The sequence below is a fragment of the Mesorhizobium sp. CA13 genome, from assembly GCF_020165235.1.
Lineage (GTDB): Bacteria > Pseudomonadota > Alphaproteobacteria > Rhizobiales > Rhizobiaceae > Mesorhizobium.
Map to the genome: position 1 here is coordinate 26,452 of NZ_JAIUHS010000002.1, position 25,560 is coordinate 52,011.

The following is a 25,560-nucleotide window of genomic DNA, read 5'->3' on the forward strand; positions in this document are numbered from 1 at the left end:
CCTTTTTCGTCTAGCCGACAAGATGTCTGAGCAGGCCCGCAGCGCCCACGCCGATCAACACGGTGGGCAGCATGGAAAGCCGCGTCGCGGCGACGAAGGTGACAGCCAAAGCCAGCAGATCAGCCGGGTTTTTCGACACGAAGGCCGGCGCGATGACCGAGATCAGTACGCAACCGGGCGCCGCCTCCATCACGGCCGTTGCCCGCGCGCTGAGCACGCGGTTGCGCAGCACGACATAGCCGCCGATGCGGGTGAGATAGGTGACGCCCGCCATCAGCACTACGGCGAGAAGGGTTGTCATGTCGATCATGCATCACCTGCCGTCAGCCAGGCAGCAAGCAGCCCCGACAGCGCGCCCGCCGCGACATACCAGGCGCCGGGAGCGAAAAGGTAGGTCAGTGCCGCGATGACGAGGCTGACCAGCCACGGTCGTGCCGCGGCAATGCTTTTCCACATGCCGCGCAGCAGCACCAGGAAGACGGCCGCGAAGGCCATGTCGAAGCCGTAGGTCCCGGCGTCGCCAAGCACCGGGCCGAGCAAAGCGCCAGTCGTGGTGAACGCCACCCAGGTCAAGTACATCGCCAGTGCCGCGCCCATGTAGTAGCGCGGACTGAAGGCCGGCGTGACGCCGTCGGCGGCGCGCCGTTTGGCGTCGGCCAGGCACAGCGCCCAACTTTCATCGCACATGAAGAACAGCGCCGGAAACACCCTGCGCCGCGGCAGGTCGCGCAGGAAAGGCGCCAGTGCCGCCCCCATCAAGAGATGGCGGCTGTTGACCAGGAACGTGATGGCGACGATGAGCAGGATGTGCGGCGGCGACGTCCATAGCTGGATCGCCGCGAATTCCGAACCGCCGGCGAAGTTCAGGCCAGTCAGCAGCGACAGTTCGACGGTGCTCAGTCCCTTCTGCGTGGCCTGCGCGCCGAGCACCAGCGCATAGGGGATGGTGCCGAGCAGCACCGGCGCGCAGGAAGCCACGCCGCGCCGGAACTCCGATCTCGAACCCCCGTCAGCCGCCGATGTCGCCTCTGCAATGCTCATGGTTCTTTCCTGGGCGCCTCGCGGCCGCCTCTGCCGGTTCCGATGTCGGTGATGTCTGCGCCAACCATAGTCATTTGGTCCGGCAATTTGGTTGCGAAGATTGTTGTGTTTCATCATGTTTTGGCATCTGATGTCAGAAATAAGCGAAGAAATGGAATTGAGAGCCATGAAGCTGGATGAGATCGACAGGCGGATCCTACGGGCGCTGCAGCGGGACGGGCGTATGGCCAACAATGAGCTGGCCATCGAAGTCGGACTGTCGCCGTCGCCCTGCCTGCGCCGCGTCAAGCTCCTGGAGGAGGCCGGCGTCATCGACCGCTATGTCGCCGTGCTCAACCCGGCCAGCATCGGCAAGGGCCTGACCTTCTTCACCCGCATCTGGCTGAAAGCGCAGGACGAAGACACGATCGAGCATTTCGCCACCGAAGTGGCCAAGCTGCCGCAGGTGATGGAATGTTATCTGATGCTCGGCGACTGCGACGCCATGGTGCGCGTGGTGGCGGCCGGCATCGACGACTACCGCCGCTTCCAGTCGGAACATCTCAGCCGCATCAGGGGCGTGCAGAACGTCAAGACCGATGTTCCCAGCCAGACCATCAAATACACATCGGAACTGCCGGTCTAGGCGCCGGGAAATGGCCTCATCCGGACTGGATAAAAAATGCAACCGGATTGTAGGATCGGAGCCGGCGCCGGCGTCCTTCGGACGCAAGCGGCAGGCCAAGCCAGGCCGTGCCGCACAACAAATGCCTTTCGGCATGGGAGAAAACCATGAACCTTTCCTATCGTTGGGTCATCGTCGCGGCCGGCGCGCTGATGTCCTGTGTCGCCATCGGCACGATGTTTTCGCTGGCGATCTTTCTCGAGCCGATGGCGCTGGACACCGGCTGGTCGCGTGCCGGCATATCGAGCGCCATGACGCTCAATTTCCTGGTCATGGGCCTTGGCGGCTTCGCCTGGGGCGCGCTGTCGGACCGCTTCGGCGCCCGCATCGTCGTCACGATCGGCGCGGTGCTGCTCGGCCTGGCGCTGGTGCTGGCCAGCCGCGCCGGCTCGCTTGTCACCTTCCAGATAACCTTTGGCGTGCTCGTTGGGCTCGCGGCCAGCGCCTTCTTCGCGCCGATGATCGCATTGACGACCGCCTGGTTCGACACCAACCGCGGCCTTGCCGTGTCGCTGGTCTCGGCCGGCATGGGCGTCGCGCCGATGACGATCTCGCCCTTCGCCCGCTGGCTGATCTCAGCCTATGAATGGCGCACCGCCATGTTCGACATCGGCATCATGGCCTGGGTGCTGCTCCTGCCGGCGGTGCTTCTGGTGCGCCAGCCGCCAAAGCCGGCCGCAACCGGTGCGGCCGCCGCACCGGTTGCCGAGGGCGCCGGCATGAGCGTCGGCCAGGCGCTGCGCTCGCCGCAATTCATCGTGCTGGGGCTGACCTTCTTCGCCTGCTGCGCGGCGCATTCGGGGCCGATTTTCCACATGGTCAGCTACGCCATGCTATGCGGCGTGGCGCCCATGGCCGCCGTCTCGATCTACAGCGTCGAGGGCCTTGCCGGGCTTGGCGGGCGTCTGCTCTATGGCGTGCTCGCCGACAGGCTGGGCGTCAAGCCGGTGCTGATCGCCGGATTGGTGATCCAGGCCGTGGTGATCGCCGCCTATCTCTCGATCAGCCAGCTCGACCAGTTCTACATGCTGGCCGTCATCTTCGGCGCCACCTATGGCGGCGTCATGCCGCTCTACGCGGTGCTGGCGCGCGAATATTTCGGCCAGCGCATCCTGGGCACCGTGTTCGGCGCCGCCACCATGCTGTCCAGCCTCGGCATGGCGCTCGGCCCGCTCGCCGGCGGCATGGTGTTCGACGCCTACGCCAACTACCATTGGCTGTTCATCGGTTCGGCCCTCATCGGGCTGGGTGCGGCGGGCATCGCGATCGCCTTCCCGCCACTGCCGCGCAGAACGTTGCAGCCGGCATAGCGGGAACAAACGAAAGGGCCGGCCCATATCTGGACCGGCCCTCGGCTCTCTGGAATTCTTGAGCCGTTCGTCGGCGGCCTACCCGAACATCCGCTCGCCCTGCTCGTCGACGAGCTGGATGCCCTTCTTGATCGAGATGTCGACGGCGTCGTCCAGCCCGGCAAAGCGGTCGGCGCGGATGAATCTGTGTTCCTTCAGGACGCCGTCGACGTCCTTGGAGACGACGCCGCAGGTCTGGTACTGGCCATCGGCCTTGTAGGGCGTGGCGCTGATCGTGAAACCCTTGTGCTCCACCTGCTTGGCCGGTGCGGCGCTCTTGGGCTCGGCCGCTTCATCGCCGCCACCACCGCCGAAAAGACGCTTCAGAAAAGACATCGGGCTTCCTCCACACCATTCATCCCGCACCACATTATGCAGCGCGGGATGATTTTCACTATCGGTCCTTGCCTGAACGGGCAAGAGATGTGTCCGGCTAGACCGGAGACCAGCTACTTGCGCGACAGCGCTTCCAAAGCCGCGGCGGCGTCTTCGAGGATGCTCATCGCCTCGGCCTGCTTTTCCGCCGGCGCATCGACGATGTCGCTCAGCGCGGCGCGCAGCCGGTGGCGCAGCGCACGGAATTCATCGCGCTTTTCCGAACGACCGCCTCGGCCGCCGCGCCGATCCTCGCTATCGTCGTTCCAGCCGAACCAGTCGCGCGCCTTAGCCATCTTGCGGCCGAACCGCTCGAGATGGTCGAGCACGCCGTCGATCATCTCGCGGTTGTCGGCAAGATGCGCCTGCCCGGCCTCGGTGATCGAAAACACCTTCTTGTTGCCCTCGCTCGAGGACACGGCATAGCCGGCCTCTTCCAGGAAGGTCAGCGTCGGGTAGACCACGCCCGGGCTCGGGCTGTAGATGCCGCTGGTGCGCTCCTCCAAGGCCTTGATGATGTCATAGCCATGGCGCGGCGCCTCGGCCAGCAGCGACAGCGTGATCAGCTTGAGGTCGCCGTCGGCCAGCATGCGCCCGGCGCGGAACATGTCGCCCGGGCCGCCGCGTCCGCCGCCCCTGCCGTGGCCGAACGGGCCAAAGCCGCCGCCCCCTCTGCCGCCAAATTTTCCGGCCATGTGCATGAAAACGCGTTCGGCGCGATCGCCAAAATGATTGTGTCTGTGCATTGACTGCTCCTTGAGTTCTATCTTACGATATATCTTAATTAGGGGTGCCCAATCGAGGAGTCAAGATATATCTTACGATGTATCTAACTGGAAATCGAGCAGCATCTGTCGGCCTCAACCAGGCGGGCAGCGCTCGAACTATGCCTTCGTCATGATTGGAGCAGCCGGCGCTACCAGCGGCCACTGCGCCGGTTCCATGCATAGAGCAGGTCGGCAAAGCGGTCGTAGCCGAAGCGAGCGAGCGGCAGCGTGGCGGCGTTGCCGAGCAGCTTTGCCAGCCAGCCCTCGCCCGGCGTTATCCGCCAGACCGCTATCGCAACATCGGCGCCGACCAGCAGCCTGCCCTGAGCATCCGTTGCGTGCAGCCGGCGACGGATGTCTTCCAGCGAAGCGCCGAATCCGGCCAGTGCTTCGGGCTCATGATTGATGTCGCGAAATTCGATCCGCCCGGCCTTGACCGCCTCGATCAGCCGCCGCTTCTGCCTGCCGATGCCGGCATTGCAGACCGGGCAACGCGTGTTGTACCAGACGGTCAGCAAAGGCCCGGACCTCGAAACAGAAGTATAACCTGAACTATCCGGGAAATGCCGCCGCCCCGCAATATGCCGGCTTGACGGCTGTCCGTCGAAGACGGTCAGGAAGCTCGCCGCCAAGCGGGCGTCGTCAAGACGGCGCCCTGCCCGTCGGCCTGCGTGGCGGCTATCCGAGCGAGGAGATGATCTCGCGGTAAGCAAGTTCCGGAAAAGCCTTCAATGTCCTTGTCTTGACGTTGCCGCCCGTGGCCAGCATCAGCGCGAAACGCGCCAGCACCGCATCATCGGGCGCTTCGACAACTGCCACCATGTCGTATTCGCCCATGGTCAGGTAGAACGACTTGAATGATCCTCCCATCTCTGCCAACTGCGTCCTGGCGGCATCGAGGCGCTTTGGCGAGTCGCGCACATTTTTGGCGCCCTGCTCGGTCCAGTTGATAAGTATGATGTAAGTCGTCATGGCACACCTCCTCCGGGGCCACGGAGCACGGTACTCAGGCCATGGAGACGTCGACACGGCCTCAACCGGGGCAGGCTTCCCGGGTTGTCGCCCAGAAAATGCATCCGACACGAAATTATCCTCCCCAAGGGCAAATGCCGCAAGCCGCCCAAAGAAAAAGGGCGCCACGATGGGCGCCCTTTTTCTCCAATACCGATTGGCAAGTCTCAGCTGTCGAGGAAGCTGCGCAGCTTGCGCGAGCGGCTCGGGTGCTTGAGCTTGCGCAATGCCTTGGCTTCGATCTGGCGGATACGCTCGCGGGTGACCGAGAACTGCTGGCCGACTTCCTCGAGCGTATGGTCGGTGTTCATGCCGATGCCGAAGCGCATGCGCAACACACGCTCCTCGCGCGGCGTCAGCGAGGCGAGCACGCGCGTGGTGGTCTCGCGCAGATTGGCCTGGATCGCCGCATCGATCGGCAGGATCGCCATCTTGTCCTCGATGAAGTCGCCCAGATGCGAATCCTCCTCGTCGCCGACCGGCGTTTCGAGCGAGATCGGCTCCTTGGCAATCTTCAGCACCTTGCGCACTTTTTCGAGCGGCATTGCGAGCTTCTCGGCCAATTCCTCCGGCGTCGGCTCGCGGCCGATCTCGTGCAGCATCTGGCGCGAGGTGCGCACGATCTTGTTGATCGTCTCGATCATGTGCACCGGAATGCGGATGGTGCGCGCCTGGTCGGCGATCGAACGCGTGATCGCCTGCCGGATCCACCATGTCGCGTAGGTCGAGAACTTGTAGCCGCGGCGATACTCGAATTTGTCGACGGCCTTCATCAGGCCGATATTGCCTTCCTGGATCAGGTCGAGGAACTGCAGGCCACGATTGGTGTATTTCTTGGCGATGGAGATGACGAGGCGCAGATTGGCCTCGACCATTTCCTTCTTGGCGATCGCCGCTTCGCGCTCGCCCTTCTGCACCTGGTTGACGATCTTGCGGAATTCCAGGATCGAGATGGCCGTTTCCGTGGCCAGATTCTGGATCTCGGCGCGCAGATCCCTGATCGCGTCCTTCTCGTTCTTGGTGAACTCCTTCCAGCCGCGCGAGGTCAGATTGGCGATCGAGCGCGTCCAGTTCGGGTCGAGTTCGGAGCCCTGATATTCCTTCAGGAACTCCTCGCGGCGCACGCCATAGCTTTCGGCGAGACGCAAAAGCTTGCCCTCGTTCTGCACCAGGCGCTTGTTGATGTCGTAGAGCTGCTCGACCAGCGCTTCGATGCGCGCCGTGTTGAGCGACAGCGACTTCACGGCCTTGATGAGCTGGTCCTTCAGCTCCTTCAAGCGGCGGTCCTGGCTGGGCGACAGCGTGCCGGCCGCGGCCAGCCGGTTCTCGACCTGCTGATCCTGCAGCTTGCGCAGCTTCTTGTAGGTGTCGGCGATGACGTCGAGCGTTTCCATGACCTGCGGGCGCAGCTCGGCTTCCATTGCCGCCAGCGACAGGCTAGCCTCGTCCTCGTCCTCCTCGTCATCATCCCCGATGCCGCGCGTGTCGGCGCCGACATTGGTGATGTCGTCTTCATCGTCGCGTCCGCGGCGCGGCTTTTCCTCGACCTTGGGCGCTTCCTCGACGCGCTCCACCACCGGCGCCTGCTTGGCCTCGGGGCCGGCATAGGTGGCTTCGAGGTCGATGATCTCGCGCAGCAGGATCTTGGATTCGTTGAGCTCGTCGCGCCAGATGATGATGGCCTGGAAGGTCAGCGGGCTTTCGCACAGGCCCGCGATCATCGTCTCGCGGCCGGCCTCGATGCGCTTGGCGATGGCGATTTCGCCCTCGCGCGACAACAGCTCGACCGAACCCATTTCGCGCAGGTACATGCGGACCGGATCGTCGGTGCGGTCGGTCGGCTCTTTCTTCGTGGTTGTGGCGGCGACGGCGGTGCCGGTCTGCTCGGCCAGCTCGTTGGCGTCTTCCTCGGCATCCGCCGCGGTGTCGCCGGCCTCGGCCTCTTCGCCCTGCTCGTCGTCCTCGACGACGTTGATGCCCATGTCGGACAACATCGCCATCGTGTCCTCGATCTGCTCGGAGGTCACTTCCTCGGAGGGCAGCACCGAACTCAGCTCGTCCATGGTGACATAGCCGCGCTTCTTGGCGGCCTTGATCATCTTCTTGACAGCATCATCGGAAAGGTCGAGCAGAGGGCCATCGGTGGCGCCTTCGCGTTCGGTCTCGACCTCTTCCTTTTCCTTTGTCGCCATAGTCTTTATCTTCTCCTAGCGGCCCGACATCGAGGCCGCGCAAGCTGTCGGACCGGTCAAATCGGCTGGGCTCGCTTTTGCAACGCGCTTCACCGGGCCAATAACTACATCATCTCTTTGTTGGTGCCCTGTCGTCGCCCAAAACCGGTTTCCATTTTTGGGCGACATGCATTAAGTCCAGATTAACCCTGATATCTGTGGCAGGCTGGCTGCCTGTCCAGTGACCAAGACCTCACATCGCTGCTTTTCCCGTCGACGCGGGTGCGGGTTAACGTTTCGAATCGTCCTGATTCCGCCATTCTGCCGGAAGGTCAAGCGCCTCTCGCATGATTCGCATGAAAAAAGCGAATCAATTACCCGACTTAGCGCGGTCCGGCTCTAGAATATCCATGACCACGCCGTCATTCCTGCACTTGCTGGCACGAGCCCGTCCCAACCCTCGGGCCGAAATGAGCTCCGCCTTTCTTCTGCTGGAGCATGATCGTTCCCGAAAACCAGGTCCCGCTTTCGGAACCATGCTTCAGGCCCGACCAGGCCTGCCCGACGAAACACCGAAGCCTTCGATCAGCGCTTCCGTCGCTTGTACATCCCGAAATTGCGCTTGAATTTCGATCAGATGGCGGAAATTCTCGTCCGAAGGATCCGCATCCATCGCCGCTTCCGCCTGTTTCAGCTCCTTATGTAAGGTGCGCGCGCTGCGCTGCAAGTGCAGCGCCTGGTTCAGGGCGTCGCGGGCATCCTCGAGCGCTGCCGTCTCCAGCGCCGGCCACTGCCGCGCCCGCCTGATCAGGCCGACGGCACGCTCCCAGATCTCGGCGCAGCCGGCGCGCTCGATCGTCGCCACCACGGCCTGGCGGTCATTGGCCATGTCATGCGCCATCGCGTCGAGGATGGCGCCGTGCAGCCGCCTCAGCTCGGAGTTGGCGAGATCGAGGAACTCGACATGGGCGAAATTCTCGTCGATCAGCGCCGGGTGGTTGACCAGTGCCACGATGATCGTCGCTTCGCGCACCGGCATTCCTTCGTTGCCGCGCTTGACCAGTGCCGACTGGCCGAGGCTTTCCGTGATGGCGATGCGACCACCGCCGGCCTTAGCGAATTGTCCGCCGGGAGCGGGCGCCTTGCCCTGCCCCGGTTTCCAGTCCGGACGACCTTGCCGCGTTCCGCGCTGAGAACCGAAGAAGCTCAGCACGCGCTCACGCATCTCCTGCTGGTAGTGATATCGCAGGCTTTCATCACGGATGCGGCTGGTCAGTTCGCGCAGCCGCTTCTCCAGTTCGGCCCGCCGCTCCGGCGTGTCGAAGACGCCGCCCGCCGTCTCGCGCATCCATAACAGATCGGCAAGAGGACGCGCTTCCGCCAGCACGGCGCGGAAGGCGTCCGGCCCCTCCGCCTTGACTAGGTCGTCGGGATCCTTGCCTTCCGGCAGCAGCGCGAAACGCGCCGTGCGCCCGGCCTGGACTACGGGCAGCACCATGTCGGCGGCCCGCCATGCCGCCTTCAGCCCGGCCTTGTCGCCGTCGAAGCACAGCACCGGCTCGGCGGCCATACGCCACAACAGTTCGAGTTGGTTTTCGGTAAGCGCCGTGCCGAGTGGCGCCACGACATTTTCGAAGCCGGCCTGCGCCAATGCGATGACATCCATATAGCCTTCGACGGCGATGACCGTGCCGCCCTTGGCCAGCGCTTTTCGCGCGCGGGCGAAATTGTACAGCACATTACCCTTGTGGAAGAGCTCGGTATCGGGCGAGTTCATGTATTTGGCGAGCGCATCCGGCGCCAGCGCTCGCCCGCCGAAAGCGATGATCTTGCCACGCGAATCCGGAATCGGGAACATGATGCGGTCGCGGAACCAGTCATAGGAGACCGGAATGTCGTCGCCATGGCGCACCAGCCCACAGGCCTCGATATCGGCCTTCGGCACGCCCTTTGCGGCCAGATGCTCCTTCAGCGCATTGCGGCTGTCGGGCGCATAGCCCAGCCGGAACGCATGCTGCGTCGCGGGCGTCAGTCCGCGGTCGCGCAGATACGCACGGGCTTTGGCGCCCTCCGCGCCCTGTAGCCGCTCCTGGAAAAAGGCAGTCGCCATTTCCATGACGTCGGTGAGGCTGGCGCGTTCCTTCTCGCGCCGCTCCTCCTGCACGTCGCGAACCGGCATCGGCACGCCGGCCATGTCCGCGATCTTCTCGACCGCCTCGGGAAAGCTCAATCCGTCAAGTTCGGTCAGGAACTTGAAGTGATCGCCCGAGACCGAGCAGCCGAAACAATGATAGCGGCCCTTCTTGTCCTCGCAATGGAAGGACGGGCTCTTCTCGCCATGAAACGGGCAGCAGGCCCAATAATCGCCGCGCGACGCATTGGTCTTCTTGCGATCCCAGGCGACGCGCTGGCCGATGACCTGCGAAATCGGCACGCGGTCGCGTATCTCGTCGAGGAAGGCGGGCGGAAAGCGCATCGGGGAACTCGTTTATCCCCCATATAATCATGCCCGCGAAGTCCGGCGACCCCTAATGCTGACGATGCCCGGTTTCCACAGGGCAAAGGAAAGGCGGCCGTTGCGGGCCGCCCTTCCTCCAGTCTGGCACTATCGGGACTTTACTGCGCGGCAATGGCGCCAAAGATAATGCCGGAGAGGGCGCCGACCAGCACATAGTCGTTGCCGACGCGGATCCATTCCTGGCCACGGCCGGGACGACGCAGGCCGTAGCGACCATAATCGCGGACCGGCTGGTGCTGCCGCCAGCCGGAATATTTCTGGCCATTGCGCCAGTTGTTCCGCTTCACGACGACCTTCTTTTGAATGATGCGCTTCTGGATAACGCGCTTCTGGATGACGCGTTTCCTGACATCCCGGTTGGTGGGCTTCTGCCAGTCGACGTTGGTGTAATTCGACTGCGGCGCGACCGGCGCATTGAGCGGCGCGGCCTGGCCCGTCAGGGACGTAGCGGCGAGCATCGAGAATGCAAGACCGGAAAGAACAATGCGTTTCATGAAGGAATCTCCTTGGTTGTCGATGCCGCAGAAATAGCCATCGAAGAATGAACCGAAACTGAACACGCGCATTACAATTCCGTAATAAATTCGAAGCTTTAGGCCGATTGGTTGAACATCCTCGCAAATTTCGGGCGAAGCGCGGGCGGCAACACCGGCCGATCCGCTGCGTCAAGGCGGCGAGGCTCATGCAACCATTTCGGCATCCGTCCATTCTCCGACACGTCCCGTCGCGCGCGGGGAGCCCTTGAAATCGACAAATTTTTATTATCCGGCTAAAATATTCGAGCTATTATCGCCCAACGCCATGATCATGATTCGTACCCCTCGTCTTTCCCCCGGCCGCCGCGCTGCCTGTGTCGCCGGCTTTGCCCGTATCGGTGCGCCGCAATGAGCGGCTCCGTGGTTCTTCTGCATCTGGCCGGCGCCGTGGCGTTGATGCTGTTTGCCACGCGCATGGTGAAAACCGGCGTCGAGCGCGCCTATGGCGACGTGCTGCGCCACAAGCTGCGCGCCACCATGCGCAATCCTGTCATGGCGGTGCTGGCCGGCACCGGCCTCGCTATAGCGCTGCAGAGCTCCACCGCCGTCACGCTGCTGGTCGGCTCTTTCGCCGGCTCCGGCATCGTCTCGGGCGCGGCCGGGCAACTGGCCGTGCGCGGCGCCGAGATCGGTTCGGCTCTGGTGGTCAAGCTGCTCACCTTCGATCTCACGCTGCTGGTGCCGCTTTGCCTGATCACCGGCACGGTCATGTTCATGGCCACCGAGCGGCGCGACTGGCGCCAGACCGGTCGCATCCTAGTCGGCATCGGCCTTTTGATCCTGTCGCTGGAAATGATCGGTCAGGCATCCGAGCCGCTGCGCAACAGCCAGTTGATGCCGGTCATCATCAATTACTTCTCCGGCGATTCCATCACCGCCTATCTGCTGGCGGCGCTGATCACGTGGCTGTTCCAGTCGAGCATCGCCGCGGTCCTGTTGATGGCGACGCTGGCGGGCCGCGGCCTGATCACGCCGGAACTCGGCGTCGTCCTCATCCTGGGCGTCAATCTCGGTTCGTCGATCATCGCGCCCATGCTGACCCGTTCCTCCGGCCCCGAAGTGCGCGTAGTGCCGATCGGCAACCTCTTGATGCGCGGGCTTGGCTCGCTGGTCATGCTGATCCTGGTCATGATCTTCAGGCCGCATTTCGCGTTCCTTGGCGCGACGGCAGCGGACCAGATCGTCAATGCCCACATCCTGTTCAATGTGCTGATCCTGCTCGCCGGCCTGCCGCTGGCGGGTCTCGTCTACCACGCCTCTGAGAAGATCGTGGCGCTCGGCACCAAGGCGCCAGCCGCCACGCTTGACGTGGTCGAACTCTCGGCGCTCAACGAAAGCGCGCTCGACATGCCGAGCCAGGCGCTGGCCAATGCCACCCGCGAGGTGGTGCGGGTCTGCGAGACGGTCGAGATCATGCTCAAGCGCATCATCGAGCTCTACGAGAGCGCCGATGCCGACAAGATCAAGGCGCTGGCCGCGCTTGACGACCGCGTCGACCGCAAGCACGCGGCGATCAAGCTCTACCTCGCCAAGGTCACCAAGAACCCGCTCACCGAGGACGAGGCGTTGCGCTGCCAGGAACTGATCGGCGCCTGCGTCAAGCTGGAACAGGTCGGCGACATCATCGTGCGCAACATGCTGGTGCACGTGAAGAAGAAGTTCGACCGTGGGCTGGAATTCACCGACGAGGGCTGGAGCGAGCTGTGCGCCTTCCACGCCTCGGTGCTCGCCAATGCGCGGCTTGCCTTCAACGTGCTGGTGTCGCGCGATGCCGAGACAGCTCGCCAATTGGTGCTGGAGAAGGAACGGCTGCGCGACGCCGAAAAAGAGACCAGCGCCAGCCATTTCCTGCGGCTGCGCGAAGGCACTGCCAAAAGCGTCGAGACCAGTTCGATCCACCTCGACACGATCCGCGATCTCAAACAGATCAACTCGCTGCTGGCATCGATGGCCTATCCCGTGCTGGAAGAACGCGGCCTCCTCGGCGGATCCAGGTTGAAGGCGAGCTGATCAACGACATCTCTCCCTTGGGAAACCTCATACGACCTGGCTTTGCGACGCCACCCCCCAACAAACAAGAGCAGCAGGGAGAGCGCCGCACTCCCGGCAAAACTGTATGCACAAAATTGCATGCGTCTGCCTTTCCGCGGCAAATTGCCATTGCCGCGTTTCCATCGCTCGGGCTAGGCATATCAGCCAAAGCTTTCGGAGGAGATCGATGGATACCCATTCGCGCAGTTTCGCCAAGGCGCTTTCGTGGCGCGTGACCGGCACCATCGATACGATGATCATCTCGCTGGTGGTGACCGGAAGCGTCAAGCTGGCGGCCGCCATCGGCGTGACCGAGATCTTCACCAAGTCGCTTCTCTATTATTTTCACGAGCGGGCATGGCTGAAGGTTCCTTATGGACGCAAGACCCCGTTCTGAACCCGGGGATCAAGAAAAGCTAAAGCGGCGACAAAAATTTATGGATTGCCGGCAGCGCGCATCCGTGATTTGAGGCCTGCATTCGAGGATTTAATTCCCGCCATGTCGCTTCCGCTCATCGCCCTGTTCATCGCTGCCTTCGCTTTCGGCACCACCGAATTCGTCATCGCCGGCGTGCTGCCGCAGGTGGCGCAAGGGCTTGGCGTTTCGGTTCCGACATCGGGCTATCTCGTATCCGGCTATGCCTGCGGCATCGCCATCGGCGGTCCGCTTCTGGCGCTTGCCACCAAGTCCTTGCCGCGCAAGACCTTGCTGCTCGGCCTCGCCGTCGCCTTCACCATCGGTCAGGCGGCCTGCGCTCTGGCGCCCGACTTCACCTCGATGCTGCTTCTGCGCATTGCCGTCGCAGTCGCGCATGGCGCTTATTTCGGCGTCGCCATGGTGGTGGCGGTCGGGCTGGTGCGCGAGGACCAGCGCGGCATGGCGGTGGCCGTCATCCTGTCGGGCCTCACCGTCTCCAACGTGATCGGCGTGCCAGCGGGCACTGCCATCGGCAACATTTGGGGCTGGCGCGCGACCTTCTGGGTTATGTGCGCATTGGGCGTGGCGGCCACGCTTGCCATGGCAGCCCTTTTGCCGCGCACCACAGGCTTTCAGGCCAAACCCGCCGGCCTCGCCCGCGAGGTCCGTGTGCTTGCCCGCCAGCAGGTCTGGACCTCGCTGATCCTGATGCTGATGCTGATGATCGGCCAGTTCGGCCTGTTCACCTACATCACCCCGACATTGCTCGAGGTCACCGGCCTCGACGAGAACCTGGTGCCCTGGGTGCTCTTGCTCAACGGCGTCGGCGCCACGCTTGGCGTCTTCCTCGGCGGCAGGCTAGCCGACTGGAAGCTGATGCCCTCGCTGATCACCATGCTGGCCCTGCAGGCGGTGACGCTTGCGGTGATCTATGCCGTCAGCCCCTATCCCGTGCCGATGGTCGTGGCGATCGTCATCTGGGGCGGCCTCAACTTCGCCATCGGTACGCCGATTCAGACCCGCATCCTGTCCTGGACTGCGGATGCCTCGAACCTGGCCTCCTCGCTGATCCCATCCGGCTTCAATGTCGGTATAGCGCTCGCGGCATCGCTCGGTGCCGCCATGCTCAATGGCGGTTACGGTTATCGCAGCCTGCCGCTGCTTGGCGCTTTGGCGATGCTGGTCGCCGTCGCGGTGGCGCTCGCCTCGCACATCTGGGAGTGGCGCAGCAACGCCACGCCACCGCTGACGGCAGCGGCGGAGTAGATTATCCGCGCCACGACATACTACCGATCATGCCTGATCCGGGCGTCCACCGGCGCAAGCACGACGCGATGAACAGTCATGTCTCCGGCGGCTGCGCAGCTCCAACGCATTACAGATCGATGCGGAACCGCAGGCTCTCCGCTCCGCCATAGGCGGCATCTTCGAAGAAACGTTCGACCAATCTGCCGCCGTTGGCCAGGATCACCTTGTGCGAGGCCGGATTGCCAGGTTTTGCGGTGATGTCGACATGAGCCAGGCCCACCGCCCTCGCCTCATCCAGCATCAGCCGCAGCGCTTCCGTCGCGTAGCCGCGTCGCTGTTTCCACGGCACCACGGCATAGCCGATATGGCCAAGCACGTGCGGCGGCAGCGCCGACGTGCCCTTCTGCCAGCGCAGCCCGATCGAGCCTGATGCCTCGCCGTCCCACATCCAGCGCCTGAAGCCCGGCAGGCGCGGGACCTGTCTGCCGTCGGGCAAGGTGATCGGCGGCCCCTTGGCCTCGGGATCATCGAGGCTGGCCAGGAACGCCGCTGGATCCTTCTCGATTGCCGCAAGCTGCTCGCGCGTTGCCTCCATGAGCCGTACATTGTCGGGCGACCAGCCGCGCTCGAGCGCAGCCTTGTAGGACGCCAGATGCTCGAGCCCGGGCTTGACAATTTCGATCATGATCCATGCTCCCTCGCAGGCCAAGCAGGCATAGCGATGGCCACCGGAACGCTCAAGCGGGCTGGAAGCGGATCTCGCCGCTGTTGAGGAAACACGTCTTGCTGAACAGCGACAGATCCAGCGGGTTCGGCAACCGGACGTCGCTGATATCGGGAAACGGCTTCGTCGATGGATCGTATGACCTGTCGATCTGCGAGATGAACACCAGGATCACGCCCCTGTCGCGCGCAAAAACCTTCAATGTGCGCACCTGCACAGTTGGTCCGGTGATCGGATTGCCCCGCATGAACAATGCTTTCCCGACCGAGGGAGGAGGCGTGGGCGCGCCGGAATCAGATGATACCGCAATGCTGGCGGGACGAAAACGCGCATGTGTGCGGGAAGCGCTGAACAAGATGTGTTTCGCCGGCCGGCGTAAGCCGATTTATGATCGTGTCGGGGGTGATTCACCGCCAAAACACAAACGCTTCGACAGGAGAATGAGTCCGGTGCGGTTGATATCTGTCCCGCTGGGTGTCGTCGCCAGCCTCCTCCTCGTTATCGTTGCCTTGACGGCACGGTCCTTTGCCGCGCCCTCGGCCATTCCGGCCTGGCTGCAGGCTCATGTCGGCGAAGGTGATGGCCAGATCTCAGCTGTGGTCCTGGAGCGGGCCCGTGCGCTTTATCTGAAGAAAGTCGGCGCAGGAGTTGTTAACAATCCCTGCTACTTCGCCATGGATGCGACGCGCCCTAGCGATCTGCGCAACAACAAACTGGGTCACCGTTATTACATCATCTGCGAGGCCAGCCAGGCGTTTCGCGCGGTTTCGGCGGGCCACGGCAGCGGCCGGAATCTGAAGGGCGTCGCCGATTTCGCCAATGGCAAGCGCTGCGCGAAAAACTTCGGCAACGCGCTGGATTCGTCACTGACCGCCGGCGGCGCCTATATGACCGGCGAGGCCAAAACCTCGTTCAAGGGCTATTATCGCACCGCGGCGAAGCAGGACGTGGCTTTCATGCGTACCTTCGTGCAGTTCGATGGCGAGGGCGAGGCCGCGAACGCCAGGCAGCGCGTGATCGGCGGGCATCCGGCGGAAGTGTTGAAGGGAATGTGTCTTCGCAAAGACCCGGCCAGCTCGCATGCCGACCATGACGGCTACGTGCCGTTCGGCAAGCTGGTGGATTATGCCGGCGGCCGCAGCAATGGCTGCACCAGTTGGTCGGCGGCGGATGCGCGGCAGATCATCCCGATGGTGAAGGACAATCCGACGACGCTCTACATCTACCCTGAATCGCGCGACATCGCCGCCGTTGCGCAAATCGTGGCGGCGGGTCGTTCGCTGTCGGGCGCTGGGCCCTATTGGAACGCATCCTGCCTGAAGGAAATCGGCTCTCCGAAATTCTGGCCGCGAAAGACGCTCGAGCCGATCATTGCCCAATACAGGAACGACCACCCGCCACCGCCGCCGCAGCCGGTGCCGATCTGCAAGGAGCCGTGAGGTTCGCCCACAGTGCCGAATTGCGGACTTTGCAAGCCAAGAGAAACAGCACCCTACTGCAGCAGTCCCTTGACGATGCCGCTTGCCTTGCCGAAATCCATCTGGCCGGCATATTTCTGCTTCAGCGCCGCGATCACCTTGCCCATGTCCTTCTGGCTGGCTGCACCGGTCGCTGCGATCGCCTCGCGCGCCGCGGCGGTGATGGCGGCATCGTCGAGCTGCGTCGGCAGGAAATCGCGGATGATCGCCATCTCGCCGCGCTCCTGCGCGGCCAGTTCCGGACGCTTGCCGTCTTCGAAGGCCTTGGCCGATTCTTCGCGCTGCTTCACCATCTTGGCCAGGATCTGCAGGATCTCCTCATCGCTGGCCGGCTCTTTGCCGGCACCGCGATTGGCGATGTCGCGATCGTGGATGGCGGCCTGGATCAGCCGCAATGTCGGCAGCCGGTGCTTGTCCTGCGCCTTCATCGCGCTCTTCAGGGATTCGGCGATTTTTGCGCGCATCGTGCTCTCTCCTTCGGTCGGCGCGGACAATAGCGCCCGGTGCGGACCAACGCAAACCCTGATATGTCGAGGCAAGCCTATGATATTGCTCAATGAAATAAATCGCGGCGGCATTTCCCATCATCATTGACCGACCTGCCCCCTTCCCCTATGTACTGGGCCTTGCATGAACTGAAGCTTGAGTGCGTGGAGGCCGCGAATTCGCCGCTCCGCGCCGTTTGCCGCGCAAATGGGCCGCTGGGCCGGTTTGAAGCGCGCGGCCTGATAGGAGTGCCGCCATGGCCGACACCGCGTCCACCCCCGCTTGGGCAACCGAGAAACCGACCGCATTGCTGGTGCTGGCCGACGGCACCGTCATCGAGGGTCGCGGCCTGGGCGCAACGGGTTCGGCCGTCGCCGAGGTCTGCTTCAACACCGCGCTTACCGGCTACCAGGAGATCCTGACCGATCCGTCCTATGCCGGCCAGATCGTCACCTTCACCTTCCCGCATGTCGGCAATATCGGCACCAACGGCGAAGATATCGAGGACCTCAATCCTGCCGCCCGCGCCGGCGCCGTCGGCGCCGTGTTCAAGGCCGACGTCACCAATCCCTCCAACTACCGCGCTGCCGGCCACCTCGATCAATGGCTGACGAAGCGCGGCATCGTCGCACTCTCGGGCATCGACACCCGCGCGCTGACCGCGCTTATCCGCGAAAAGGGCATGCCCAACGCCGTTATCGCGCATGCGCCCGACGGCGTCTTCGATCTCGACGACCTGAAACGCCGCGCCGCCGCGTGGTCCGGCCTGATCGGCCTCGACCTCGCCAAGGAGGTCACGTCGGGCCAATCCTCGGTGTGGCGCGAGACGCCTTGGGTGTGGGACGAGGGCTTTGGCGAACAGGACGAGCCCTCCATGCATGTCGTCGCCATCGACTATGGCGTCAAGCGCAACATCCTGCGCCTGCTTGCGGGGCTTGGTGCCAAGGTGACCGTGGTTCCGGCCAAGACCGGCGCCGAGGAGATCCTCGCCATGCAGCCGGACGGCATCTTTCTGTCCAACGGCCCGGGGGATCCGGAGGCGACCGGCGACTACGCCGTGCCCGTCATCCAGGACCTGTTGAAGACCGATATTCCGGTGTTTGGCATCTGCCTCGGCCACCAGATGCTGGCGCTGGCGCTGGGCGGCAGGACCGCCAAGATGCATCAGGGCCATCACGGCGCCAATCACCCGGTCAAGGACCACACCACGGGCAAGGTCGAGATCGTCTCGATGAACCACGGCTTTGCCGTCGACGCCGACTCGCTGCCGTCGGGCGTCGAGGAAACCCATGTCTCGCTGTTCGACGGCTCGAATTGCGGCATCGCGCTGACAGGCCGGCCGGTATTCTCGGTCCAGCACCACCCGGAGGCCTCTCCCGGCCCGCAGGATTCGCATTATCTGTTCCGCCGCTTCGTCAACCTGATCCGCGAAAAGCGCGGCGAGGAACTGCTGGCCGAACGGGCTTAGTTCCGACAGATCCTCATACTCGTGCCCCATCTTCCGCGACGCCTTTGGTGACCGTTCCGAGTGCCGCGGGCCTCGCCACTTTCGTAACGAAGACAACGAGCGCCAGCACTAGGAAAACCGCGCCAACCAGGTAAGGCGCACCGCCGAAGGTCACTGGCGCGCCTGGCCCGGTGAACCAGGAAAAGATCGCGGTATAGAGCAGCGGCGTGATGATCGATGTGATCGAGAAGATCGACGTCATCGCGCCTTGTAATTCACCCTGCGCCGAAGGCGGCACCTTGGCGGCGGCGAGGCTCCTGAGCGGCGGGTCGGCCAGAGCTTCCAGGCAGCCGAAGACGATCACCGCATAAATCATCCAACCCTGCGTCGCGAAGGCGTAGCCGAAAGCGCTGAGCGCCGTGAACGCCAGACCGATCACCGCCGTCCTCCACTCGCCAAGCCTGGGAATGATGCGTGGCAGCACCGTTGCCATGACGATGGCACCGCACAGGCCGAAAGCGCCGAGCGAAAAACCGATCTGCTGCTCGTTCCAGCCATAGCGATAGTTGGAGACGAACGACCAGACCGCCGGATACATCATGTGGCCGAGCGTCATCAGGAAGAAGACCAGTCCGATCCAGCCAATGCCTTGATATTGGCGCATCTGCAGAAGCGTGCCGACCGGGTTGGCGCGCTTCCACTCGAAGCGGCGGCGGTGCTTTTCGTCCAGCGTTTCGGGCAGCAGGAACAGCGCGATCAGGAAGTTCACAAAAGCAAGCCCCGCGGCGAAAAAGAACGGCACGCGCGGCCCGAAGGTGCCGAGCAGGCCGCCAAGGACCGGCCCGATGACGAAGCCGACGCCGAAGGCGATGCCGAGCAGGCCGAAATTCTTGGCCCGGTTCTCATCGTTCGAGATGTCGGCGATGAAGGCTGATGTGGTCGAATAGCTGGCGCCCGAAATGCCGGCCAGCACGCGCCCGATGAACAGCATCGGGTAGGACCAGGCTATGGCGCAGATCAGATTGTCGATGGAAAACGTCAGCACGGAGGCGAGAAGGATCGGCCGCCGGCCGAACCGGTCGCTCAGCCCGCCCATGATGGGCGCGAAGAAGAACTGCATGGCCGCATAGACGAAGAATAGCCAGCCGCCTTCGATCGCCGCCTCCGAGACGCCGACGCCGGTCAACTCTTGCAGGTAGGCCGGCAGCACCGGCATGATGATGCCGAAGCCGATGATGTCGAGGAGCAGCGTCGTGAAGACGAGCGCAAGACCCCGCTTGGCGGTTTTGGGATCGATCATGGGTTCGTTTGCTCCTTCCCCGGCGCCTGGCGCGCAGGCGGAGGCACTTATAGGTGAGCCCGCCGTCAGGAACAATGAGGGAACAAGCAGGACGTTCGCATCCTGACATCTCCTGACGGCATCCCTGCCGTCAGGTCACCCGTGAAAGAACCGGGATGCTCAGATCGGGTTGTTGAACGTATCGCAGTCGGAAAGCTTGCCGCTCTTGTAGCCGCGCGCCAGCCAGGTCTGCCGCTGCGCCGACGTGCCGTGGTTGAAGCTTTCCGGCACCACATAGCCCTGCATTTTCTTCTGCAGCGTATCGTCGCCGATCTGCTTGGCGGCATTCAGAGCGCTTTCCATATCGCCTTGCTCCAATATGCCCTTCTGCGCCGTGTAATGCGCCCAGACGCCGGCGAAGCAGTCGGCCTGAAGCTCGACGCGCACCGACATCTGGTTGGCTTCGGCCTCGTCCATGCTTTGCCGCATCTGGTTGAATTTGGACATGATGCCGGTCAGATTCTGCACGTGGTGGCCGACCTCATGCGCGATCACATAGGCCCGCGCGAACTCGCCCGAGGCGCCGAACTGCTGGTCCAGCTGCTGGAAGAATGTCATGTCGAGATAGACCTTGTGGTCGCCGGGGCAATAGAACGGTCCGGCCGCCGACGAGGCGAAGCCGCAGGCCGAGCGGATCTGCCCGCTGAACAGCACCAGCTTGGGGTCCTCATAGGTCAGTCCGTTGGCCTTGAAGATACCGGTCCATGTGTCCTCGGTCTCGGCCAGCACGGTTGCCACGAACTGCTTCATCTCGTCGGAAGCCGGCGCACCGGTGCCGCCGTCCTGGCTGCCGCTGTTGTCCGTTATCTCGCCGCCGCCAGGCAGCAGGCCTCCACCGCCGCCACTCAACACCTGGATCGGATCGATGCCGAAGGCTTTCAGGCCGAAATAGAGCACGACGAGGATGATGATGGTCGAGATCGACATGCCGCCGCCGCTGCTGCCGCCGATCGGAATGCGGAACTGGCCGGGTCCGCCGCCACCAAATCCGCCGTCGCCGCTGCTGCGCTGGTCCTCGACATTGTCACTCTGACGACGGCCTCTCCAGAGCATGGCAACTCCCCGCTGCGAATTTACTGGTCGATCCGGCGCGAGGCCGGCTCCACCTCCTAAACAATTATCTCAATGGTTGCGCCAAGTCACAGCATTTTTCGCGGCCGTGGTCGTGCTGGCATGTTGGCTCCGCAGCTCTGGCCGCGACTGTGGTATGTCCATGGCTTCGCCGGCGAAACGAGCCCAACGGCTTGGCAAAGTCCCTAGCCCGCCGTCATCGCCTTGCGGAACGCTTCCAGCGTCTCGGCGCTGACATGGTGCTCTATGCCCTCGGCATCGATGCGCGCCGTCTCGGCGCTGACGCCGAGCGAACGCAAAAAAGCCTCCACCGTCTGGTGGCGAATGCGGCTCTCTTCCGCGACCTTGCGGCCGGCTTCGGTGAGGAACACGCCGCGATAAGGCTTTCTGGACACCAGCCCGTCGGCACACAGCCTGGTCAGCATCTTGGCAACTGTCGGTTGGGCGACCCCCAGCCTGGCAGCGATGTCGACCTGCCGGGCCTCGTTGCCATCCTCGATCAGGTCGGCGATCAACTCGACATAATCCTCGACCAGCGCGCTGCGGCGCGCTTCGCGCGTCTGCCGGAACCCTTCCGAATGGACATCGGCATCGGGCAGCGGCTCACGCGGGACCGGTCTGTTCTTCAGCGCCAATATGCGCTCCTCCTTGGCTGCCCGAAGATTGAATCGGCCCGCATTCATAGCACGGGACCCGACAATCCTGGCGTTTATTTGCATTCGGACCCAGGCGCAACCGCATCGCCGCCCCGTCAGCGCAAGATCGATCACATCACAAAAGCATGATCAATGAAATATAGCATATTGCATAATGTTGAGCCGTGGCATAGATAAGGGGCATCATCCATCAAGCGGAATTCCCCATGTCCGAGACCGACGCCACCGCCATAGCCAGACCCGCGTGGCGGTTCGACAGGCCAGGCGACGAGCAGCCGAGCCTGCGCGAGGTCAATTCGTCGATCGCCGTACCGAACTCGGGCGTCTGGTTCCGTCGCCTGTTTGCTTTCATGGGGCCGGGCTACATGGTCTCAGTCGGCTATATGGATCCCGGCAACTGGGCGACCGACCTCGCCGGCGGCGCGCAGTTCGGCTACACCCTGCTGTTCATCATCATGCTGTCCAACCTGATGGCGATCCTGCTGCAGGCGTTGGCCGCGCGTCTCGGCATCGCCACCGGGCGCGACCTCGCCCAGGCCTGCCGCGCCTACTATCCGCGTCCGGTCAACTTCGTGCTGTGGATCGCCTGCGAGCTCGCCATCATTGCCTGCGACCTCGCCGAAGTGATCGGCACCGCGATCGCGCTGCAGCTCCTGTTCGGCATTCCGCTGATTGGCGGCGCCGTGCTCACCGCGCTCGACGCCTTCCTGGTGCTTTTGTTGATGAACAAGGGCTTCCGCTATCTCGAAGCCTTCGTCATCGCGCTTCTGATCATCATCTTCAGCTGCTTCGCCATCCAGATCTTTGTCGCCGCGCCGCCGGCCGGGACGATCCTGCACGCCATGTTCGTGCCGTCATCCGAGATCGTCACCAATCCGGCGATGCTCTACATCGCCATCGGCATCATCGGCGCAACCGTCATGCCGCATAATCTCTATCTGCACTCCTCGATCGTGCAGACCCGCGCCTATGAGCGCACCGACAAGGGCAAGCGCGACGCCATCAAATGGGCAACGACGGACTCGACCATCGCCCTGATGCTGGCCCTGTTCGTCAACGCCTCGATCCTGATCGTGTCGGCGGTTGCCTTCCACGGCACAGGCCACCAGGACGTGGCCGAGATAGGCCAGGCGTTCGAGCTGTTGTCGCCGCTGCTCGGCCTGAGCATTGCCTCGATCCTGTTTGCCGTGGCGCTGCTCGCCTCCGGCCTGAACTCGACGGTGACCGCCACGCTTGCCGGCCAGATCGTCATGGAAGGCTTCCTGCGCCTGCGCATCCCGCAATGGGCGCGGCGCCTGCTGACGCGCGGCCTCGCCATCATTCCCGTGGTGGTCGTCACCGCGCTCTACGGCGAAAAGGGCACCGGCCAGTTGCTGGTGTTCAGCCAGGTGATCCTGTCGATGCAACTGCCCTTCGCGGTGGTCCCGCTGGTGCATTTCGTCTCCGACAGGAAGAGGATGGGCGCTCTCGCCATTCCGCGAGGCGTTGCAGCGCTGGCCTGGGTGGTCGCCGCCATCATCCTGGTGCTCAATTTCAAGCTGCTCTACGACACGCTGTTCGGGATCGGCTGAGATCGGCCGCGACAAAGACGCGGCCCGCGCTATTTTTCGGTCGGTCATGACCACGATAGCCCAATCCCGAAGCTTCTACGCCAAGCTGATGGCCGCCCAGGCACGTTCCGCCGATCCTCGTCTCGAAGAGGTGTTCGCGGCTGTGCCGCGCGAGGCGTTTCTCGGTCCCGGCCCATGGACGATCGTCGCCGGCCAAGGCGCGATCGAGACGCCGAGCGCCGATCCGCGTTTCATCTACCAGAACGTGCTGGTGGTGCTCGATGCCGATAAGGGCATCAACAATGGCGAGCCGTTCCTGCACGCCATGTGGATCGGGAAACTCGCGCCCAGGCCCGGCCAGGCTGTCACGCACATTGGCGCCGGCACCGGCTACTACACGGCTTTGCTGGCCAGGTTGGTTTCACCTGGCGGCACCGTTGCCGCCTTCGAACTGGACGCCGATCTTGCCTTGCGGGCAAAGGCAAATCTTGCGGCCTACGAGAACGTCACTGTCATTCCTGGCGATGCCGTCACATCGGATTTGCCGCCATCGGACGTCATTTATGTCAATGCCGGCGTCGCGGCACCTCCACCCGGCTGGCTCAAGGCGCTGAAGCCGGACGGCCGCATGATCTTCCCGTGGCGCCCGGCCGAGCGCGTTCCCCTGGCCGTTCTGGTGACCCGCACCGAAAAAGGTTTTGCCTGCGACCCTTTCATGCGCTCCTGGTTCATCCCTTGCTCCGGCGCGTCGGTTGCAAGTCTCGCGGCAAAAATCCCGACGCGCGACCAGGCCGCGCGCAGCCGCTCGATCTGGCTGACGGCGGACAAGTTGCCGGACCGCACCGCCACCGCGGTCTTTGAGCATGTCTGGTTTTCGTCACGCAGCCTCGATATCCGGCCTCGGGGCTGACGCACCGAAATTCGGCACGCCCTGTCGGACGGCCAGCCAGTCATCCGTCCTTGGGCTGAAGTCCGGCCCTGACGGCATGGATCGAAAACAGGAGGAGCATCCTATGAGAAAGATCAAAGCGGCGACATTCGTCAGCCTCGACGGTGTCATGCAGGCGCCTGGCGGCCCGGAGGAGGATCCCGTCGGCGGCTTCAAGTTCGGCGGCTGGACGTTCCATTATTTTGACGAAGTAGCGGGCGCGGCGATGGATGAGCTATTCTCCAAGCCCTTCGCCCTCTTGCTCGGCCGCAGAACCTACGACATCTTCGCCGCGTACTGGCCGTATCAGAAAGATCCGATCGCGGATGCCTTCAACCCTGCGACCAAATACGTGGCGACGCATCATCCGGATTCGCTCACCTGGCAGAACACGCGATCGCTTGGGCCTGATATCGTCCCGGCGTTGCGCCGCCTCAAACAGGAAGAGGGACCTGATCTGCTCATCCAGGGATCGGGCAATCTGATCCAGACCCTGCTCGCCAATGGGCTGATCGACGAAATTCGGTTGATGATCTTCCCGCTGTTGCTGGGCAAGGGCAAGCGGCTGTTCGGCGATGACGCGATGCCGGCCGCCTTCAAGCTGACCCGCTCGCAGACTTCCAGCACCGGCGTCATCATGGCGACCTACGAGCGCGCCGGCGAAATCAAGACCGGTTCCTTTGTCACGGGGGAGCCATCCGACGCCGAGCTCGAGCGGCGCAGGACCTGGAAGTAAACGCTTCTTTCCTCTCCTCCACGAACGTAGAGGAGAGGAACCAGGTTCTGAAAATTTCCTCATGCCGCCTGCGGCCGGCGGACCAGACCGTCGCGTATATGCCGAGCGAACGCTTGCGCCGCCGGGCCAACACCGTGCCTCGGCAGATGCAGGTTGATCGAGAAATTCGGCAGCGGCGGCAGGCCGGACTCGGATGGCAATATGTCGAGATCGGCCGGCACCGTGGAGGCCAGCCAGGTGGTGACGGCCAGGTCGGAGCGCACGGTCGCCGTCGTCGCGTCGATATTGCCGTTCTCGAACACGGTGCGCCATTCCAGCCCATGCTCGTTGAGTGCCGAAAGCACCACCGGCCGGAAGGCGCAGCTGTCGGCAACCATCGAGACCGGCAGGGGGCGCTTGGCGCGCGCGACACCGCCCTTGGCGCCGACCCACACCAGCCGATCGATGGCGAGGCATTCGCCATCCGATGGCCCTACCCGTTCCTCGATGACTGCCAGGTCGATCGTGCCCGCCGCGAGCGCTGCGGCCAGTTCCGGCGAGGAGGCGCAGACCAGCGATATCTCGACCTGCGGATAGGTTTGCGCATAGGTCTTCAGCACCGGCGCCAGCGTCGTGCCGACAAGGTCGTAAGGCACGCCGAACCGCACCTGGCCGGCCACGACATTGGCAGCCATTTCGGCCCAGATCTCGTCATTGAGGCTGAGCAGCCGCTTTGCCTTGCCGAACAGCCGCTCGCCGGAAGAGGTCAGCCGCAAGCCGCGCCGGTCGCGCTCGAACAGGTTGCGGCCGAGCGCCTCTTCAAGTCGCCGGACCTGCTGGCTGACGGCGCCTTGGGTCAGATGCAGCGCATTGGCCGCCGCCGTCATGCTGGCCTTGTCCGCGACGGTGACGAAGGTGCGCACCAAAGCGGTATCGAGATTCCGGATCATGCCTGCATTATAGATGCTAATGCTCGTCATCGCAAATATTGCATTTACTGATATTCGACTGCATCTACCATGGGCGCCTCCGACTGA

25 protein-coding genes and 1 pseudogene are annotated in these 25,560 nt (G+C 63.4%); 10 read left to right on the forward strand and 16 right to left on the reverse strand.

Features of this window, described 5'->3' with window-relative positions; genetic code table 11:
- Positions 1-10: 10 nt before the first annotated feature.
- Both LB566_RS05630 and LB566_RS05635 read right to left on the reverse strand, forming a co-directional pair.
- A complete protein-coding gene (locus LB566_RS05630; protein ID WP_140549974.1) occupies positions 11-310 on the reverse strand; it encodes an AzlD family protein in 300 nt (99 codons plus the stop codon).
- Complete coding sequence (locus LB566_RS05635) at positions 307-1,041, reverse strand: AzlC family ABC transporter permease (protein WP_224623669.1); 735 nt, start codon at positions 1,039-1,041, stop codon at positions 307-309. Before LB566_RS05635 ends, LB566_RS05630 begins: the two co-directional genes overlap by 4 nt.
- A gap of 166 nt (positions 1,042-1,207) precedes the next feature.
- On the opposite strand from LB566_RS05635, the gene LB566_RS05640 reads away from it, so the two are divergent.
- Both LB566_RS05640 and LB566_RS05645 read left to right on the forward strand, forming a co-directional pair.
- Positions 1,208-1,666: an Lrp/AsnC family transcriptional regulator gene (locus LB566_RS05640; RefSeq protein WP_224623670.1), complete on the forward strand. Its 459-nt coding sequence runs from the start codon at positions 1,208-1,210 to the stop codon at positions 1,664-1,666.
- A gap of 146 nt (positions 1,667-1,812) precedes the next feature.
- The gene (locus tag LB566_RS05645) at positions 1,813-3,015 is read left to right on the forward strand and encodes an MFS transporter (RefSeq protein ID WP_140549971.1); all 1,203 of its coding nucleotides are present in this window, start codon (positions 1,813-1,815) and stop codon (positions 3,013-3,015) included.
- 78 nt (positions 3,016-3,093) lie between these two features.
- On the opposite strand, the gene LB566_RS05650 is transcribed toward LB566_RS05645, so the two are convergent.
- The 7 genes from LB566_RS05650 to LB566_RS05680 form a co-directional block, all read right to left on the reverse strand.
- Positions 3,094-3,390, reverse strand: a complete 297-nt coding sequence (locus tag LB566_RS05650) for an HlyU family transcriptional regulator (protein WP_140549970.1) — start codon at positions 3,388-3,390, stop codon at positions 3,094-3,096.
- Between the two features lie 113 nt (positions 3,391-3,503).
- Positions 3,504-4,175, reverse strand: a complete 672-nt coding sequence (locus tag LB566_RS05655; RefSeq protein WP_224623671.1) for a PadR family transcriptional regulator — start codon at positions 4,173-4,175, stop codon at positions 3,504-3,506.
- A 170-nt stretch (positions 4,176-4,345) separates the two neighbouring features.
- Complete coding sequence (locus LB566_RS05660) at positions 4,346-4,714, reverse strand: thiol-disulfide oxidoreductase DCC family protein (protein ID WP_224623672.1); 369 nt, start codon at positions 4,712-4,714, stop codon at positions 4,346-4,348.
- A 160-nt stretch (positions 4,715-4,874) separates the two neighbouring features.
- A complete protein-coding gene (locus tag LB566_RS05665; RefSeq protein WP_224623673.1) occupies positions 4,875-5,168 on the reverse strand; it encodes a GYD domain-containing protein in 294 nt (97 codons plus the stop codon).
- 206 nt (positions 5,169-5,374) lie between these two features.
- Positions 5,375-7,399 (reverse strand): RNA polymerase sigma factor RpoD, encoded by a 2,025-nt coding sequence (rpoD, locus tag LB566_RS05670; protein WP_224623674.1) that lies wholly within the window; start codon positions 7,397-7,399, stop codon positions 5,375-5,377.
- A gap of 520 nt (positions 7,400-7,919) precedes the next feature.
- Positions 7,920-9,854: a DNA primase gene (gene dnaG, locus LB566_RS05675; protein WP_224623675.1), complete on the reverse strand. Its 1,935-nt coding sequence runs from the start codon at positions 9,852-9,854 to the stop codon at positions 7,920-7,922.
- Between the two features lie 140 nt (positions 9,855-9,994).
- Entirely contained in the window at positions 9,995-10,390 is a 396-nt protein-coding gene (locus LB566_RS05680) for an RcnB family protein (RefSeq protein ID WP_224623676.1), read from the reverse strand.
- A gap of 390 nt (positions 10,391-10,780) precedes the next feature.
- On the opposite strand from LB566_RS05680, the gene LB566_RS05685 reads away from it, so the two are divergent.
- The 3 genes from LB566_RS05685 (at position 10,781) to LB566_RS05695 (ending at position 14,147) form a co-directional block, all read left to right on the forward strand.
- The gene (locus tag LB566_RS05685; protein ID WP_224623677.1) at positions 10,781-12,442 is read left to right on the forward strand and encodes a Na/Pi cotransporter family protein; all 1,662 of its coding nucleotides are present in this window, start codon (positions 10,781-10,783) and stop codon (positions 12,440-12,442) included.
- Positions 12,443-12,650: 208 nt separating this feature from the next.
- The gene (locus tag LB566_RS05690; protein WP_224623678.1) at positions 12,651-12,860 is read left to right on the forward strand and encodes a DUF2061 domain-containing protein; all 210 of its coding nucleotides are present in this window, start codon (positions 12,651-12,653) and stop codon (positions 12,858-12,860) included.
- A gap of 102 nt (positions 12,861-12,962) precedes the next feature.
- Complete coding sequence (locus LB566_RS05695) at positions 12,963-14,147, forward strand: MFS transporter (RefSeq protein WP_224623679.1); 1,185 nt, start codon at positions 12,963-12,965, stop codon at positions 14,145-14,147.
- Between the two features lie 109 nt (positions 14,148-14,256).
- Here LB566_RS05695 and LB566_RS05700 read toward each other — a convergent pair whose 3' ends face one another.
- On the reverse strand, positions 14,257-14,814 hold the full coding sequence (locus LB566_RS05700; RefSeq protein WP_224623680.1) for a GNAT family N-acetyltransferase: 558 nt from the start codon (positions 14,812-14,814) through the stop codon (positions 14,257-14,259).
- A gap of 52 nt (positions 14,815-14,866) precedes the next feature.
- Positions 14,867-15,070: pseudogene (locus LB566_RS05705) on the reverse strand (DNA helicase); the annotation flags it as partial.
- A gap of 232 nt (positions 15,071-15,302) precedes the next feature.
- Between LB566_RS05705 and LB566_RS05710 the strand changes: the two are divergent.
- On the forward strand, positions 15,303-16,292 hold the full coding sequence (locus LB566_RS05710) for a murein L,D-transpeptidase catalytic domain family protein (protein ID WP_224624102.1): 990 nt from the start codon (positions 15,303-15,305) through the stop codon (positions 16,290-16,292).
- Positions 16,293-16,345: 53 nt separating this feature from the next.
- On the opposite strand, the gene LB566_RS05715 is transcribed toward LB566_RS05710, so the two are convergent.
- The gene (locus LB566_RS05715; protein ID WP_224623681.1) at positions 16,346-16,795 is read right to left on the reverse strand and encodes a GatB/YqeY domain-containing protein; all 450 of its coding nucleotides are present in this window, start codon (positions 16,793-16,795) and stop codon (positions 16,346-16,348) included.
- A gap of 278 nt (positions 16,796-17,073) precedes the next feature.
- On the opposite strand from LB566_RS05715, the gene carA reads away from it, so the two are divergent.
- Entirely contained in the window at positions 17,074-18,285 is a 1,212-nt protein-coding gene (gene carA / locus LB566_RS05720) for a glutamine-hydrolyzing carbamoyl-phosphate synthase small subunit (protein ID WP_224623682.1), read from the forward strand.
- A gap of 13 nt (positions 18,286-18,298) precedes the next feature.
- On the opposite strand, the gene LB566_RS05725 is transcribed toward carA, so the two are convergent.
- From LB566_RS05725 to mntR, 3 genes are all read right to left on the reverse strand, one after another.
- The gene (locus LB566_RS05725) at positions 18,299-19,564 is read right to left on the reverse strand and encodes a TCR/Tet family MFS transporter (RefSeq protein ID WP_224623683.1); all 1,266 of its coding nucleotides are present in this window, start codon (positions 19,562-19,564) and stop codon (positions 18,299-18,301) included.
- A 159-nt stretch (positions 19,565-19,723) separates the two neighbouring features.
- On the reverse strand, positions 19,724-20,656 hold the full coding sequence (locus tag LB566_RS05730; protein ID WP_224623684.1) for a neutral zinc metallopeptidase: 933 nt from the start codon (positions 20,654-20,656) through the stop codon (positions 19,724-19,726).
- Between the two features lie 203 nt (positions 20,657-20,859).
- Entirely contained in the window at positions 20,860-21,309 is a 450-nt protein-coding gene (gene mntR / locus LB566_RS05735) for a manganese-binding transcriptional regulator MntR (RefSeq protein ID WP_181165236.1), read from the reverse strand.
- A 227-nt stretch (positions 21,310-21,536) separates the two neighbouring features.
- Here mntR and LB566_RS05740 point away from each other — a divergent pair, with 227 nt between their 5' ends.
- The 3 genes from LB566_RS05740 (at position 21,537) to LB566_RS05750 (ending at position 24,544) form a co-directional block, all read left to right on the forward strand.
- Positions 21,537-22,901, forward strand: coding sequence for an Nramp family divalent metal transporter (locus tag LB566_RS05740; RefSeq protein ID WP_224623685.1), 1,365 nt, complete (start codon positions 21,537-21,539; stop codon positions 22,899-22,901).
- Positions 22,902-22,947: 46 nt separating this feature from the next.
- A complete protein-coding gene (locus LB566_RS05745) occupies positions 22,948-23,790 on the forward strand; it encodes a protein-L-isoaspartate O-methyltransferase family protein (protein ID WP_224623686.1) in 843 nt (280 codons plus the stop codon).
- Between the two features lie 103 nt (positions 23,791-23,893).
- A complete protein-coding gene (locus LB566_RS05750; RefSeq protein ID WP_224623687.1) occupies positions 23,894-24,544 on the forward strand; it encodes a dihydrofolate reductase family protein in 651 nt (216 codons plus the stop codon).
- Between the two features lie 59 nt (positions 24,545-24,603).
- Here the strand turns inward: LB566_RS05750 and LB566_RS05755 are convergent, their stop codons facing one another.
- The gene (locus tag LB566_RS05755; protein ID WP_224624103.1) at positions 24,604-25,473 is read right to left on the reverse strand and encodes a LysR substrate-binding domain-containing protein; all 870 of its coding nucleotides are present in this window, start codon (positions 25,471-25,473) and stop codon (positions 24,604-24,606) included.
- Between the last annotated feature and the right edge of the window lie 87 nt (positions 25,474-25,560).

Bases quoted from the DNA above. Each gene is read 5' to 3' on its own strand.
- LB566_RS05750 (WP_224623687.1), top strand. From the start codon at position 23,894: ATGAGAAAGATCAAAGCGGCGACATTCGTCAGCCTCGACGGTGTCATG.
- LB566_RS05745 (WP_224623686.1), top strand. From the start codon at position 22,948: ATGACCACGATAGCCCAATCCCGAAGCTTCTACGCCAAGCTGATGGCC.
- LB566_RS05690 (WP_224623678.1), top strand. From the start codon at position 12,651: ATGGATACCCATTCGCGCAGTTTCGCCAAGGCGCTTTCGTGGCGCGTG.
- LB566_RS05700 (WP_224623680.1), bottom strand. From the start codon at position 14,814: ATGATCGAAATTGTCAAGCCCGGGCTCGAGCATCTGGCGTCCTACAAG.
- LB566_RS05730 (WP_224623684.1), bottom strand. From the start codon at position 20,656: ATGCTCTGGAGAGGCCGTCGTCAGAGTGACAATGTCGAGGACCAGCGC.
- rpoD (WP_224623674.1), bottom strand. From the start codon at position 7,399: ATGGCGACAAAGGAAAAGGAAGAGGTCGAGACCGAACGCGAAGGCGCC.
- LB566_RS05685 (WP_224623677.1), top strand. From the start codon at position 10,781: ATGAGCGGCTCCGTGGTTCTTCTGCATCTGGCCGGCGCCGTGGCGTTG.
- LB566_RS05635 (WP_224623669.1), bottom strand. From the start codon at position 1,041: ATGAGCATTGCAGAGGCGACATCGGCGGCTGACGGGGGTTCGAGATCG.
- dnaG (WP_224623675.1), bottom strand. From the start codon at position 9,854: ATGCGCTTTCCGCCCGCCTTCCTCGACGAGATACGCGACCGCGTGCCG.
- LB566_RS05630 (WP_140549974.1), bottom strand. From the start codon at position 310: ATGATCGACATGACAACCCTTCTCGCCGTAGTGCTGATGGCGGGCGTC.
- LB566_RS05695 (WP_224623679.1), top strand. From the start codon at position 12,963: ATGTCGCTTCCGCTCATCGCCCTGTTCATCGCTGCCTTCGCTTTCGGC.
- LB566_RS05715 (WP_224623681.1), bottom strand. From the start codon at position 16,795: ATGCGCGCAAAAATCGCCGAATCCCTGAAGAGCGCGATGAAGGCGCAG.
- LB566_RS05655 (WP_224623671.1), bottom strand. From the start codon at position 4,175: ATGCACAGACACAATCATTTTGGCGATCGCGCCGAACGCGTTTTCATG.
- LB566_RS05680 (WP_224623676.1), bottom strand. From the start codon at position 10,390: ATGAAACGCATTGTTCTTTCCGGTCTTGCATTCTCGATGCTCGCCGCT.
- LB566_RS05665 (WP_224623673.1), bottom strand. From the start codon at position 5,168: ATGACGACTTACATCATACTTATCAACTGGACCGAGCAGGGCGCCAAA.
- LB566_RS05740 (WP_224623685.1), top strand. From the start codon at position 21,537: ATGTCCGAGACCGACGCCACCGCCATAGCCAGACCCGCGTGGCGGTTC.
- LB566_RS05725 (WP_224623683.1), bottom strand. From the start codon at position 19,564: ATGATCGATCCCAAAACCGCCAAGCGGGGTCTTGCGCTCGTCTTCACG.
- LB566_RS05645 (WP_140549971.1), top strand. From the start codon at position 1,813: ATGAACCTTTCCTATCGTTGGGTCATCGTCGCGGCCGGCGCGCTGATG.
- carA (WP_224623682.1), top strand. From the start codon at position 17,074: ATGGCCGACACCGCGTCCACCCCCGCTTGGGCAACCGAGAAACCGACC.
- LB566_RS05755 (WP_224624103.1), bottom strand. From the start codon at position 25,473: ATGATCCGGAATCTCGATACCGCTTTGGTGCGCACCTTCGTCACCGTC.
- LB566_RS05650 (WP_140549970.1), bottom strand. From the start codon at position 3,390: ATGTCTTTTCTGAAGCGTCTTTTCGGCGGTGGTGGCGGCGATGAAGCG.
- LB566_RS05640 (WP_224623670.1), top strand. From the start codon at position 1,208: ATGAAGCTGGATGAGATCGACAGGCGGATCCTACGGGCGCTGCAGCGG.